The sequence below is a fragment of the Plantactinospora sp. ZYX-F-223 genome (genome assembly GCF_039649625.1).
Taxonomy (GTDB): domain Bacteria; phylum Actinomycetota; class Actinomycetes; order Mycobacteriales; family Micromonosporaceae; genus Plantactinospora.
The window spans coordinates 38290-51609 of record NZ_JBDJAV010000022.1; the positions used below are offsets into that span (position 1 = coordinate 38290).

At 71.3% G+C, this 13320-nt stretch carries 10 protein-coding genes, 1 tRNA gene, 1 other RNA gene and 2 pseudogenes; 2 read left to right on the forward strand and 12 right to left on the reverse strand.

Going from position 1 to position 13320, the window contains the following annotated elements; genetic code table 11:
* Positions 1-80: 80 nt before the first annotated feature.
* The 3 genes from AAH979_RS22365 to AAH979_RS22375 all read right to left on the reverse strand — a co-directional run bounded on the left by AAH979_RS22365 (position 81) and on the right by AAH979_RS22375 (position 987).
* Positions 81-153 (reverse strand) — tRNA-Ala (locus AAH979_RS22365).
* Between the two features lie 94 nt (positions 154-247).
* On the reverse strand, positions 248-838 hold the full coding sequence (locus AAH979_RS22370; protein ID WP_318402109.1) for a YqgE/AlgH family protein: 591 nt from the start codon (positions 836-838) through the stop codon (positions 248-250).
* Between the two features lie 11 nt (positions 839-849).
* Positions 850-987, reverse strand: a complete 138-nt coding sequence (locus AAH979_RS22375; RefSeq protein WP_346260070.1) for a hypothetical protein — start codon at positions 985-987, stop codon at positions 850-852.
* 115 nt (positions 988-1102) lie between these two features.
* Between AAH979_RS22375 and AAH979_RS22380 the strand changes: the two genes are divergently transcribed.
* Positions 1103-1906: an S-methyl-5'-thioadenosine phosphorylase gene (locus tag AAH979_RS22380; RefSeq protein ID WP_346260071.1), complete on the forward strand. Its 804-nt coding sequence runs from the start codon at positions 1103-1105 to the stop codon at positions 1904-1906.
* Between the two features lie 129 nt (positions 1907-2035).
* Here AAH979_RS22380 and AAH979_RS22385 read toward each other — a convergent pair whose 3' ends face one another.
* From AAH979_RS22385 to pruA, 9 genes and pseudogenes are all read right to left on the reverse strand, one after another.
* Positions 2036-2542 carry a hypothetical protein gene (locus AAH979_RS22385; protein ID WP_346260072.1) on the reverse strand — a complete coding sequence of 169 codons (507 nt, stop codon included), beginning with the start codon at positions 2540-2542 and terminating at the stop codon, positions 2036-2038.
* A 217-nt stretch (positions 2543-2759) separates the two neighbouring features.
* Positions 2760-3135: a transfer-messenger RNA gene (ssrA, locus tag AAH979_RS22390) on the reverse strand.
* A 213-nt stretch (positions 3136-3348) separates the two neighbouring features.
* Positions 3349-3825: an SsrA-binding protein SmpB gene (gene smpB, locus AAH979_RS22395; RefSeq protein WP_346260073.1), complete on the reverse strand. Its 477-nt coding sequence runs from the start codon at positions 3823-3825 to the stop codon at positions 3349-3351.
* Between the two features lie 133 nt (positions 3826-3958).
* Positions 3959-4834 (reverse strand): permease-like cell division protein FtsX, encoded by an 876-nt coding sequence (gene ftsX, locus AAH979_RS22400; RefSeq protein WP_346260074.1) that lies wholly within the window; start codon positions 4832-4834, stop codon positions 3959-3961.
* Positions 4835-4934: 100 nt separating this feature from the next.
* Positions 4935-5615: a cell division ATP-binding protein FtsE gene (gene ftsE, locus AAH979_RS22405; RefSeq protein WP_101369892.1), complete on the reverse strand. Its 681-nt coding sequence runs from the start codon at positions 5613-5615 to the stop codon at positions 4935-4937.
* A gap of 164 nt (positions 5616-5779) precedes the next feature.
* On the reverse strand, positions 5780-6901 hold the full coding sequence (prfB, locus tag AAH979_RS22410; RefSeq protein WP_346260075.1) for a peptide chain release factor 2: 1122 nt from the start codon (positions 6899-6901) through the stop codon (positions 5780-5782).
* A 109-nt stretch (positions 6902-7010) separates the two neighbouring features.
* Entirely contained in the window at positions 7011-7523 is a 513-nt protein-coding gene (locus tag AAH979_RS22415; protein ID WP_346260076.1) for a PadR family transcriptional regulator, read from the reverse strand.
* Between the two features lie 449 nt (positions 7524-7972).
* Positions 7973-9124, reverse strand: a pseudogene (locus AAH979_RS22420) (protein kinase); the annotation flags it as partial.
* A gap of 1015 nt (positions 9125-10139) precedes the next feature.
* Positions 10140-11768: an L-glutamate gamma-semialdehyde dehydrogenase gene (pruA, locus tag AAH979_RS22425; RefSeq protein ID WP_346260077.1), complete on the reverse strand. Its 1629-nt coding sequence runs from the start codon at positions 11766-11768 to the stop codon at positions 10140-10142.
* Between the two features lie 376 nt (positions 11769-12144).
* On the opposite strand from pruA, the pseudogene AAH979_RS22430 reads away from it, so the two are divergent.
* Positions 12145-13110, forward strand: a pseudogene (locus AAH979_RS22430) (hypothetical protein); the annotation flags it as partial.
* Positions 13111-13320 lie beyond the last annotated feature (210 nt).

Consider the following 13320-nt stretch of genomic DNA (forward strand, 5'->3'; position numbering starts at 1 on the left):
TTCGACGCCCTAAGCCAGTGGTAGCCCTGGTTCCTCGGGGTCGCTCCCGACCAGGGCTACCGCCATGTCTCACGCAAGGGTGGAGCCGAGGGGACTCGAACCCCTGACCCCCACACTGCCAGTGTGGTGCGCTACCAGCTGCGCCACGGCCCCTTGCTTTACTGCCTGCCCGGTCTCCCGGGCACCCGCGCAATAGTACACACCCTCGCGGCCCGGGTCATCCGAGGGGCTACCGTGCCGCCCTGGGTCAGTTGAGCAGTACGTCCGGCGGGAAGTGCGCAACCGCCGCCATGATCCCGCCCTGCCGGCGGAGCACCATCGGCCACAGGTCGTCGGGGCGCTCCATGAACGCGTCGCCGGGCAGCGCGTCCAGGACGAACCAGGAGCCCCGGGCGACCTCCTCCTCGACCTGTCCCGGCGACCAGCCCGAATAGCCGGCGAAGACGCGTATCCCGGTGACGGAATCCCGGAGCCGGTCCGGGTCGACCGAGAGGTCCACCGTGCCGACCGCCCCGGTGACCTGGTGGATGCCCTTCACCCGCTGGGTCGGGGTACGCATCCGGGCCAGGCAGATCGCCGACTCCGGCTGCACCGGACCACCCTCGAAGAGTACTGCCGGGTCCCGGGCCAGTCCGCCCCAGGCGCCGAGCACCTCGGAGACCGGTACCTCGGTGGCCCGGTTGAGCACCACCCCGAGTGCGCCACCCGCCTCGTGGGCGACCAGCAGCACCACGGTCCGGTCGAAGTTCGGGTCCTTCAGCGCAGGGGTCGCGACCAGCAACTGCCCGGTCATCGACTCCATCGACCGTCCCCCGATCGCCTGCCCCTCGCCGAACACGCCAGCCACCGCTACTCGGCCGGCCCGAGGACCAGGAACCACTCCCCGGACCGCCGCCGCGTCTCGTCGTCGGTCACCACGACCCGGCCCTTCACCGGCCTCGCCGGATCCACAGGATCGATGGTGATCCTGCGCGCAGTAAACGCCATGCCACGCACCATAGCTTGCGGCACTGGTGCTGGTTAAGGTCTGTAGGGCTAGTCCACAGAGCGCTTTGACGACAATTGGCAGCCCGGACGAGAGCTGAGCAGGAGAGGCGGGGGCATGGGTCCGCAGGCGGAACTCGCGGTGATCGGCGGATCCGGGCTCTACGCCCTGCTTGAGGAGGCCACCGAGCACCGGGTCGAGACGCCGTACGGGCCGCCGTCCGATCCGATCACGGTGGCGCAGGTGGCGGGTCGTACGGTCGCCTTCCTGCCCCGGCACGGACGCGACCACCGGTTTCCACCGCATCTGATTCCCTACCGGGCGAACCTGTGGGCGCTGCGGTCGCTCGGCGTACGCCAGATTCTCGCCCCCTGCGCGGTCGGCGGGCTGCGGCCGGAACTCGGCCCGGGGACGTTCGTGATCCCGGACCAGCTCATCGACCGGACGAGCGGCCGCGCGCAGACCTACTACGACCGGGGCGCGGTGCACGTCTCGTTCGCCGACCCGTACTGTCCACGGGGCCGGGACACCGTGCTGGCCGCCACGGCCGCGCATGGGATCGAGGCGCACGACGGTGGCGCGATGGTGGTAGTGGAGGGGCCCAGGTTCTCCACCCGGGCCGAGTCGCGCTGGTTCTCCGCGATCGGTGGCGCGGTCATCAACATGACCGGGCACCCGGAGGCGGTACTCGCCCGCGAGTTGGCGCTCTGCTACACCGCTGTGGCGCTGGTCACCGATCTCGACGCCGGAGTGGAGGGTGGGCACGCGGTGACCCAGGAGGAGGTGTTCCGGGTCTTCGGCGAGAACACCGCGCGGCTGCGCGAGGTGTTGCTCGACGCGGTCGGCCGGCTCTCCACCGACCGCGACTGCCCGTGCCCGCACAGCCTCGACGGCATCAAGCTGCCGGTCGAGCTGCCCTGAGCAGGGCCGACAGCCTCGACGGCACCACGCCGCCGGTCGAGCTGCCCTGAGCAGGGCCGACAGCCTCGACGGCAGCACGCCGCCGGTCGAGCTGCCCTGCGCACGGGCGCGGCCAATGCGGAAGTCCGGTCAGGTCTCCCCGCCGATGTCCGTCTGGTACGCCTCGTAGACCAGGTCCGCGCCGCGCTGCCGGTGCCGGGACAGTTCCCGGAGCAGATCGGTGGCCCGGTTCCGGAGTTCGGTCACGCCGATGTCCGGCAGGTCGACCCGGCGTTGCAGGGCGGCCATCGTGGCGACCACCGCCGCGTGTTCCCGGATCAGCACGTGTACGCCCCGAGCAAGTCGCGGCGCGTGGTCCAGCAGTTCGGCGTAGAGCCCGTCAGGTCCCTCGGTGCTCACCATGTGCTCGGCGAAGGCCCCCCGCAGTCCACCCAGGCTGGACCGGACCCGGGGTCGCCAGCCGGGATCCCGGGCCGGCGCGGCGATCGCCTGCTCAAGGACGTGGATCTCGCCCAGCAGTGCGGCCCGGCGCCGTCGGGCCATCCGTAACGTCGTCGACCCGGTCGGCGTTGCCAACGACGGCACCGCGGACGGCACGGAGATCGATAGTTGGTGCTGGTTCGGGTCGGTCGGCATGACCACCTCCCGCAGAGCGGCACCTACCGGAACGTAACCCCGATGGTGCGGCCCGCCGTGCACCGCTGTCGACCCTTGCGGTCCGGCTCATTTGTCCCGTAGGTCCCACCGGGCACAGCGGCCCCACCAGCCACGGCGACGGCTCCGAGTCCCGCCGGGTCGGGCTGACGTGGAGACGGCGGCGCCCCGGTCCTGCCGGACCGGGGCGCCGCTGTTGTCGTGGAGGTGCCGGGAATCGAACCCGGGTCCTTCGTCGCCTTGCCAGGGCTTCTCCGAGCGCAGCTCGCTGTGCCTCTACTCGGCCCCTCCGATCACGCGAGCGAGTCGGTGTGACGGGCCCAGTCGCTGATTAATCTCGCCGCACGGACCCCGCGACCGGGTCCGGTTGGCCAGCCTCCTAGCTGATGCCGGCTAACTGGGTCGAAGGCACTCCCAGGCCGACAGACTTGCTACCCGCCTCAGGCGGCGAGAGCGAAGTCAGCGCGATTCTGATTGGCGCTTATTGGTTTCCGACGAACGATTCTCGAGACGACGTCGGCTTCCTCGGCTCGCTTCCCCTGCCGTAACGTACGAAGTCGAAACCAGTCACCCCCTGTGTCCCACTGGTCCGGACGCGGACCGGTGGAGTTTCCGCACCGCCTGTCGGCGGCCACCCCAAGCCTAACGCCTCGGCCCGCCGACTTCATTCCAGATACCGCCCCGCCACACCGCTCGAACCGGACGACTCGGCGGTAACGTCCGTCACAGCCGTCCCAGACGCGACTCCGGGGCCGCGACGGGCGCCGCCGGACGGCCGGACCAGACCGTCAGCCCATGCCCTTGCCACGCCGGCCGGCGACCCGGGAGATCTCGCGTTCGGCGTCCCGCTTGGCCAGATCCTGCCGCTTGTCGTACGACTTCTTGCCCTTGGCCAGGCCGATCTCGACCTTGGCCCAGCCGTCGGAGAAGTAGACCGAGAGCGGCACCAGGGTCAGGCCGCTCTCCTTCAGCTTGCCGATCAGCCGGCTGATCTCCTGGCGGTTGAGCAGCAGTTTGCGGGTACGCCGGGGTTCGTGGTTGGTCCACGTCCCCTGGGCGTACTCCGGGATGTGCATGCCGTGCAGGTAGATCTCGCCGTCCCGCTCCTGGGCGAAGGCGTCGACCAGGGACGCCCGGCCGGCGCGCAGCGACTTGACCTCGGTGCCGGTCAGCGCCATGCCCGCCTCGTAGGTGTCGAGGATGGCGTAGTCGTGCCGCGCCTTGCGGTTGGAGGCGACGACCTTCCGCCCCTTCTCCCGTGGCATCGGCACACACCCCTTCCTCGTCGTACCCGTGGACAACCGCGCAATGCTACCTCGCGACGCAGGGCCCCTGGCGCGTGCTTTTCACGCGCCAGGGGCCCTGCGGTTGATCGACAGCCGCGACCGCGGCAGAGAGCTAGACCCTCAGGTAGAACCGGAGCGTCACCCAGGCGGTGATCGCGCTGACCAGGCCACCGACTCCGGCCATGAACGGGAACATCAGCAGCACCGTGCTCCACTCGATCGGCGTGAGCAGGTCGGTCAGGTCCCGCAGCGAGCCGTCGAGCAGGAAGATCTTGCCCAGCACGAGCGCGCCGAACCCGATGATCGCGCCGAGCAGGCCGGCCACCACGGCCTCCAGCACGAACGGTGCCTGGATGAACCAGTTGGAGGCACCGACCAGCTTCATCACCGCGACCTCACGGCGCTTGCTGTAGGCGGCCACCTGGATCGTGTTCGCGACCAGCAGCAGCGCGGCGATCGCCATCACCGACGCCGAGACCAGCGCCATGTTCTGGATCGCGCCGAGGATGTTGAAGATCTGTTCGAGCAGCCGGCGCTGGTCGATGATGTCGTCGATGCCCTCGCGGCCCTTGTAGGTGTCGAAGATCTTCTGGTACTGCTCCGGGTCGACGAGGTTGACCCGGAACGACTCGGGAAGCTTGTCCGCCTGCACCGCCTTGACCAGGTCGGGTGAGTCCGCGAACAGCTTCTGGAAGCGCTCGTACGCCTCCTGCTTGGACTCGTACTTGACCTCCCGGACGAGCGGGTCGCCCTCCAGGTCGGTCTGCAACTGGGTGCGCTGCTCCTCGGTCACGCCCGCGACGAGGAAGATCGACACCTCGATGTCCTTGTAGTACGCGTCTTTCATGGCGTCGACCTGGAGGTACATCAGGCCGCTCGCGCCGAGCATGGTGAGTGAGACCGCCATCGTGATGATCATCGCGATGGTCATGGTCACGTTGCGCCACAGCCCGACCAACACCTCGGACAGGACGTATTTCAAGCGCATCGGGGGGTTCCTTCCGGATCTCCGCAGGAGTCGTTCGTCGTCGAATCAGGGCCGGTGCCGGGCGCGACCGAGGGCTGGCCGCGACGGCACGACGGGGAGGTCAGCCGTAGACGCCCCGGGCCTGGTCACGCACGATGCGACCACTCTCGATCTCGATGACGCGACGGCGCATCTGGTTGACGATGTTGGAGTCGTGGGTGACCATCACGACCGTGGTACCGGTGCGGTTGATCCGGTCCAGCAGGCGCATGATCTCGATCGAGGTGTCCGGGTCGAGGTTTCCGGTCGGCTCGTCGGCCAGCAGGATCAGTGGCCGGTTGACGAAGGCCCGCGCCACCGCGACGCGCTGCTGCTCACCGCCGGAGAGTTCGTGCGGGTAGCGGTGCTCCTTGCCGCCGAGCCCGACCAGCTCCAGCACCTCGGGCACGACCCGGCGGGCGACCGCCTTGGTCTTGCCGATGACCTCGAGGGCGAACGCGACGTTCTCGTAGGCGGTGCGGTTGGGCAGCAGCCGGAAGTCCTGGAAGACGCAGCCGATCGAGCGCCGGAAGTTCGGGATCTTCCAGGAGCGCATCGAGGTGACGTCCTTGTTGTTGACCATGACCCGACCCTTGTTCGGGGTCACCTCGTGCAGCAGCAGCTTGATGATTGTCGACTTGCCGGAACCGGAGGGGCCGATGAAGAAGACGAACTCACCCTTCTCGATCGAGACCGACACGCTGTCGAGCGACGGCCGGGACGCCTTCGGGTACGTCTTCGTCACTTGCTCAAGCTGAATCACGGGTGGTGAGTCTACGCGTCGTAACGAAAAGGCCAAGCCCGGAGCCCGGCCTGTCCGGCCGACATTTATCCCGAAACTGCACTGCGTCCGGCGTCCCTCACGCCCCGCACATGGAAACGATCACCGATGTCGACGCACCGCAGCGAGGTGGACGCGAGCCGTGTTCACGCGGCGTCACCGGCGAGCTGGCGCTGCTTGCGCCACCGGATGCCCGCCTCGATAAATCCATCCAAATCACCGTCGAACACCGAAGCCGGGTTGCCGGTCTCCTGCTCCGTACGCAGATCCTTCACCATCTGATACGGGTGCAGGACGTACGACCGCATCTGGTCCCCCCACGACCCCGCGGCGTCAGTCTTCAGGCCCTCCAGTTTGGCCTGCTCCTCCTGGCGCTTCCGCTCCAGCAGCCGGGCCTGGAGCACGCGCAGCGCGGACGCCTTGTTCTGGAGTTGGGACTTCTCGTTCTGGCAGGTGACCACGATGCCCGTCGGGATGTGTGTGATCCGCACCGCCGAGTCCGTGGTGTTCACGCTCTGTCCACCCGGCCCTGACGAACGGTAGACGTCGACCCGCAGCTCGTTTTCCGGAATGTCGATATGGTCCGTCTGTTCGGTGACTGGCAGCACCTCGACCCCGGCGAAACTGGTCTGCCGGCGCCCCTGGTTGTCGAACGGGCTGATCCGGACCAGCCGGTGCGTGCCGGCCTCGACACTGAGCGTCCCGTAGGCGTACGGGACCTTGACCGCGAAGGTGGCCGACTTCAGGCCCGCCTCCTCGGCGTACGACGTCTCGTAGACCTCGGTCGGGTAGCCGTGCCGCTCGGCCCAGCGCAGGTACATCCGGAGCAGCATCTCGGCGAAGTCGGCCGCGTCCACGCCACCGGCACCCGCCCGGATCGCCACCAGCGCCTCCCGGGAGTCGTACTCCCCGGACAGCAGGGTGCGAACCTCCATCTCCTGGATGGCCTTGGTCAGCCCGCCGATCTCCGTCCCGACCTCGCCGAGCACGCCCGCGTCGGCCTCCGCCTCGGCGAGTTCCAGCAGCACCCGGGCGTCGTCGAGCCGACCGCGCAGGCTCTCCAACTTGGCGATCTCCCCGTTGACGTACGAAAGCTTGGAGGTCACCTCCTGCGCGCGAGCCTGGTCGTCCCACAGGTCCGGCGCGGAGGCCGCCTCCTCCAGCTCCGCCTTGGCCTGACGCAGACGATCGACATCGAGGACGGCCTCGATGTTGCGGAGCGTAGCGTCAAGATCCTTGAGTTGGTCGGCGTATTCGGCAGCGGTCACGACAGTCAAGAGTACTGGTCGTCCGCGGGACCGGGTCGCCACCGCCAGCGAAGCGCTTCGGCGCGTCCGCCGGGCGTCACCCGGACCGCCCGGCCGGGCCGGATCCGGGTCAGACCGGCGCGCTCTTCAGCCAGGACAGGGCCGCCTTGTGGTACGCCACCGCGAACTCCAGGGCGGCGGCACCGTACGAGTCACCGGCCTTCTTGGCGTCCCTGGCCTGCTCCCGGGCTGCCGCGAGCGCCTCGGTGTGGTACTCGTTGGCGCTGCTCACCAGGGTGCGCAACTGGGTGGCCGAGTGCTGCGGGCCGAAGGCCACCCGGAGTGCGGTCGGGTTACGCACCGTGTCCCGCCCCGGCGTCTCGGTGAGCCAGCGGGAAAACGTCCGTTTCCCGGCCGCGGTGATCGCGTACGGCTGGCTGGACCGGGGGCCGGGCTTGCCGAGCCGGACCAGTCCCTGCTCGGCCAACGCCGGCAACTCCCGGTAGACCTGGCTCCGGGTCATCGACCAGTACGGCGCCAAGCGCCGCTCGGCGGCAGCCATCAGTTGGCCGCCTGTCATCGGTCCTTCGTGGAGCAGCCCGAGCAGGGCTGCCGCGGTGGGATTGATTGCAACATCCGCCATGCCCTCCACGCTGCCACTTTGCTGGCGCCGCGTCCAGGATTTGGCACTATCCGCTGGTTCGTCATCTCCATTGTGCACTGTTCTGGGACGACAGTCGGATGAGGACGATCGATGGATCGGGGCTCACCGGGCACGGCGGAGCCGACCACCCGACGGGCGCGTACCGGCCCCGGTGGCGCCGTCCCGGCGCCCTCCCGGCGGCCGCACCGCGCCACTCCCGGCGGCCGCACCGCGCGGGTCCCGATCGCCGTCGGCGGCCGGGACGGTCAACTTCGCGGTCCGGCGGGATCGGGTACCCCTGGGGGTCCGCTCCCGCGCGGCTCCTCGGTCGACAGCCGGCGGCTCCCTGGTCAGGGCAAGTGTCAATTGCGGAGGTTAGTCAACTTTCATCGCTTATGTGGGCTTTTGCCGCAAGGTGCTGCCTGGCCGTCCGCCCACCGATGGGCGGCTCACCGGCCGGCACAGGGCGTACACCCGCACCGGTCCGGGCCGTCGAGGCTGGACAGCATCCTGCCGTACGCCTGGCCGTTCCGCGCTGAGGGCGGGCGGTTCGGCGAACGGGGGCAAGTCGGCTCCGACCCGGACCGCTCCAGCCGGGCGTCGGGCTCGCCGGGCGGCGTCGTACCCGGCTCGTCGGGACCGACCAGCGGATCCCGGCCGCTCTCCGGCGCGTCCGGGTCCCCGGGTCCCGGGGTGTCGCCGGGCACCGGGATCGTCCCGCCCGGTGCCGGCTCGCCGTCGACCGCCCCGGTCGGAGCGGCCGACGGCACCCCGTGGGCGGTACGCGTCGGCCCGGCACCGGACGTCGGCGGCAGGCTGCCAGCCGGCGACCCGGCACCCTCCGGCGCCGATCCGACCAGACTCGGTGCGACGGGGACGGCTCCCCGGTGCCGATCGGGCATCGTCCCCGCACCGGTCGACAGGGCGGCCAGCACTGCGGCGGTGACGATCGCACCGGCACCCGCCAGCACCGCCGCGACAGGTGGCCGACGGCGGCGGCCGAGACCCGGCACCGTCGACGGGGCGGGCGGCACACTGTTGTCGGCCGAACCGGACCGGCGCCGCCCGGCGGAAACGGACGCGCCCGGGCCGGGCGGAGCGGGAACGGACGCGCCCGGGCCGGGCGGAACGGTGTCAGCCGAACCGGACCAGCCCCGGCCTGCGAGTACAGAAGTGCCCGGTCGGTAGGGGGCGCGGCCGGCGGCCGGGGCGGGCGAGCAGCCGACCGGGGCCGTCCCGGTGGCCGTGCCGGCGGCCCGGGGCCACCAGGTGACCTGGTCCGCGGCGGGCCGGGGCAGCGCGGCCAGGCCGTCCAGCGCCGGCTCCATGCCCCGTAGCCGGGCGGCGGCCCGCGCCGCGTCGGGGCGGTCGGCCGGATCGGCCGCCAGGCAGTCCTCGATGAACTGCCAGACCATCGGCGGCAGTCCCGGCGGCGGCACGGGGCGGCAGTGCCGGTGCCGGTCGAGTATCTCGGCCGGCGGCCCGCCCCGATACGGGCTGCGCCCGCTGACCAGTTCGAAGAGCACGATGCCGAGCGCGTACACGTCGCTGGCCGGGGTGGGTGGGGCGCCGTCGACCACCTCCGGCGCCACGTACTCGGGAGTGGCCTGGGTGTTCGGCCAGGCGGGTCCGGCACCACCCGGCGGGCCGCGCCGAAGTCGACCAGCCGGACCAGGCCGCCGTCGGCCGGCACGACGAGGTTGCCCGGTTTCACGTCACCGTGCACGATGTCCCGGCCGTGCAGGTACGCCAGCGCACCGGCGAGTTGTGCCGCCACCTCGGCCGCGATCGCTGGCGGGACCGGTCCGGTGCGGTGCAGCCGCCGGCGCAGATCCTCCCCCTCGACCAGCTCCATCACCAGCGCGCGGTCCCGCCCGTGCCCGAGCACGTCGCGGGGGCGTACCAGGCACGGGTGGTCGAGGCCGACGACGATCTCCGTCTCGGCGGCGAACGCTGCCACCAGGTCCGGCCGGGTCGCGGCCAGCGGGCGCAGCAACTTGACCGCCACCGGCTCGCCGTCGCGCAGGTCGACGGCCCGCCAGACGACCCCGGTCGCGCCGGAGGCGACCTCCCGGGTGAGCCGGTAACGGCCGTACAGCACCCGATCCATCACATGCCCTCCCCTGACCCCGGGTCGCCGTCCGTCCCACCGCCGCTGGCCGACGGACGGTCACCTTCCGCTGTCTGGAAGTGACGCTAGGTCGACCGGATCAGGTGGCGAGCCGACCCCGGCCGGGCTGGCACGAACCGGGGACGCCGGGCGGGACCGGCTGGCACGAACCCGGGACCCGGCGCCGGCCCGGACCCGACATGGAACCGGGGCCCGGCGGTGTGCCGGGCCCCGGGGTGTCGGAGCAGGAGCCGGACCGGACGCCCGGGGGTATCGCAGCAGGAGCCGGAACGGGGCCGGACTTTCGTCGACCGCCGCCGGCCCGATCAGCCCGGAGCCGGAACGCGACGCCGAGACGGCGGAGTCAGGCGCGGGCGATGACCCGATGAACCTTTTCAACCTGAACCGCGCGGCGCCCACGCACCGCGTCCGACCTGTGGTCCCCGGACCGCAAGGGGAGGTTGGAACAGGTTCAATGACCGCCGGGAGTCGAGCCCCGTGGGGGGTCAGTCCATGTGCGGGTAGCGGTGGTCGGTTGGCGGGGCGAAGGTCTCCTTCACGGTGCGCGGCGACATCCACCGGGCCAGGTTGTGCCAGGAGCCGGCCTTGTCGTTGGTACCACTCGCCCGGGCACCGCCGAACGGCTGCTGCCCGACCACCGCACCGGTCGGCTTGTCGTTGATGTAGAAGTTGCCGGCCGCGTAGCGCAGGGTCTCGGTGGCCCAGTCGACCACCCGGCGATCGGTCGCGAAGATCGAGCCGGTCAGGGCGTACGGGGCGACCGACTCGGCCTGCCGCACCGCGTCCTCGAATCGCGCGTCCTCGTAGACGTGCACCCCGAGGATCGGCCCGAAATACTCGGTGGTGAACGACTTGTGCCCCGGGTCGTCGCACTCGAAGAGGGTCGGCCGGACGAACCAGCCGACCGAGTCGTCGGCCGTGCCGCCGGCCACGATCCGGCAGGCGGGGTCACCGGAGATCATGTCGAGTGCGGCGGTGTGCCGGGCGAACGCCTTGGCGTCGATCACCGCACCGCCGAAGTTGGTGAAGTCGGTGACGTCGCCGTACGCCAGCCCGTCGGCGGTGGCGGCCAGCCGGTCCCGCAGGCCGCCCTCCCAGAGCGAGCGGGGCACGTACGCCCGGGACGCGGCCGAGCACTTCTGCCCCTGGTACTCGTACGCACCGCGGATCAGCGCGGTGTGCAGTGCGTCCACGTCGGCGCTCGGGTGCGCGACCACGAAGTCCTTGCCGCCGGTCTCGCCGACCAGCCGGGGGTAGCCCCGGTAGTTCGCGATGTTCGCGCCGACGCCCTGCCACAGCTTCTGGAACACCTTCGTCGACCCGGTGAAGTGGATGCCGGCCAGGTCGGGGTCGGCGAGGGCGACCTCGGAGACCGCGATGCCGTCCCCGGTGACCATGTTGATCACGCCGGGCGGCAGGCCGGCCGCCTCGAAGAGCCGCATGGTGAAGTGTGCCGCGAGTTGCTGGGTCGGTGCCGGCTTCCAGACCACCGTGTTGCCGACCAGCGCGGGCGCGGCCGGCAGGTTGCCGGCGATCGCGGTGAAGTTGAACGGCGTGACAGCGTAGACGAAGCCCTCCAGCGGCCGGTGGTCGAACCGGTTCCACACTCCGCTCGACGACAGCGGCTGCTCGGCAAGGAGCTTGCGGGCGAAGGCGACGTTGAAACGCAGGAAGTCGATCAGCTCACAGGCGGAGTCGATCTCGGCCTGGATCGCCGTCTTGGACTGGCCGAGCATCGTCGCCGCGTTCAGGGTGTCCCGCCAGGGTCCGGCGAGCAGGTCGGCGGCCCGGAGGAAAACGGCGGCACGGTCGGCAAAGGACAAATTACGCCACATCGGGGCGGCTTGCTTCGCAGCCGTCACCGCCGCCTGCGCATCCGCGTTGGTTGCGTTGTGGGTGACCCCCAGCACATGCTGGTGCCGGTGCGGCGCTACGACGTCGATCGCGGCACCCGCGCCCATCCGTTGCGTACCGCCGATCGTCATCGGCAGTTCGAGCCGAACGGCTGCCAGCTCGCCGAGCCGGCGTTGCAGGCTGGCCCGCTCGGCGCTGCCCGGCGCGTAGTCACGGACCGGCTCGTTGCGCGGTTCGGGTACGGAGAGAACGGCGTCCATGGGATTCTCCTGGGCGATCTCGACAGCGACGGCGAAACCGGACCCGCGGGTGCCGACCGGTCGGCCGGGCACCTCGACCCCGTGCCCCGGGAGATGCCGGGAGTACGGGGGCGGGACCTGCGCCAATCCTTACATGGTTGCCGCCGCCGGCCCCCTCGCCGGTGGGCGACCGCGGCGGCCGTGCCGGATCATCACCCGTCCGGTACTTCCCGGGCAGCGCCGCCCGCCGCGGAGGTCCGTTCCGTCCCGTCGGTACCGGCACCGAGCCACCGCCCCGACGGGCCCGCGTACGCTGAGGGACCGGCGGCTGGGCCACGCCACCGCAGCCCCGTCGCCGCCCCGCCGCCACGGCCGGCCACCTGCTGAAGGGGAGATGATGACGAAAGAGTCCGGCACGACCGCGACCTCCGCTCCCGACCAACCGGTCGAGCCGGAGGCGCCGGTGACGGCCGCCCCGTCCCTGGTGCCGGCGCCCGGCGCGCTCGTCCTCGCACTGCTCGCCCTGGGCTGGCTGGCCGCGATGCTCTGGTCGGCCAAGGCCGAGATCTCTTCCTCCGGCATCACCTCGATGGCGATCACCTCGGCCGCGTACGCCCTGCCCGGGGTCATCTCGGCGAGCCTGGTCAGCGGTGCCGCGGTCAGCCTGGTCCTGGGCAACCTGATGACCCGGCTCGGGGTGTGGCGCAGCACTCCCCGATTCCTCGTGTCGCTGGTCGCCGGCCTCGCCACCGGCTTCCTCTCGGCCCTGGTGGTGACGCTGAGCTACGGCGGGGGCCCGGCGATCATGGTCCTCGCCGGCACCACCGCGGCGGCCGCCACGGTCGGCGGGATCGCCGGAGGGCTGCGCAACACGCTGGTGGTGGCCGCCGTCGTCGCCGCCGGGCTGGCCGTTTTCGCGGTCGGCTTCGCGCTGAGCTACTTCCAGGACCCGGTGCTCAACCTCTACGGCTCCGGCGACACCCAGGCGTCGCAGCTCACCGCCTTCCGCTGGTTCTCCCGGACCTCCTCGCTGGCCAGCGGGCTGGCCGCCGGGCTGCTGGCATTCGGCTACCTGCGGGTCGCCGGACGGCGGGCCGTCGAGCGGGCCACCGGCCCGGTGCCGTCGCCGCGCTGGCCGGCGTACCTGATCGCCGGCGCCGGGCCGGGCCTGCTGCTGCTCGCCGCCGAGGTGCTGACCCGGACGGCCGGGGCCGAGGTCCTCCGGCTGGCCGGAGCGGTCAGCGAGGCGGACCGGGCCGCGCAGAGCCTGCTCGGCGGCTCCCGGATCAACCACGCGCTGCTGGTGCTCTTCCTCGGCTCGCTCACCGCGATCATCGCCTTCGGCCGTACGCTCCGGCCCGCCGAGGAGGCGACCGGTACGCCGCCCGGCCCCCGCGACTCCGACCAGGACGGCGCCGAGGGCGACCGGCCGACGGACGAGGTCGAGGAGGACGCTGTCGAGGAGGACGCTCCGGGCGGGAACCCGAGGGCGGAGTCCGACGGGCCGGCCACGGACGACGCCGATGCCGGCGCCGACGTGGGGGACGCCGACGCCGGGAAGGATCACGAACCG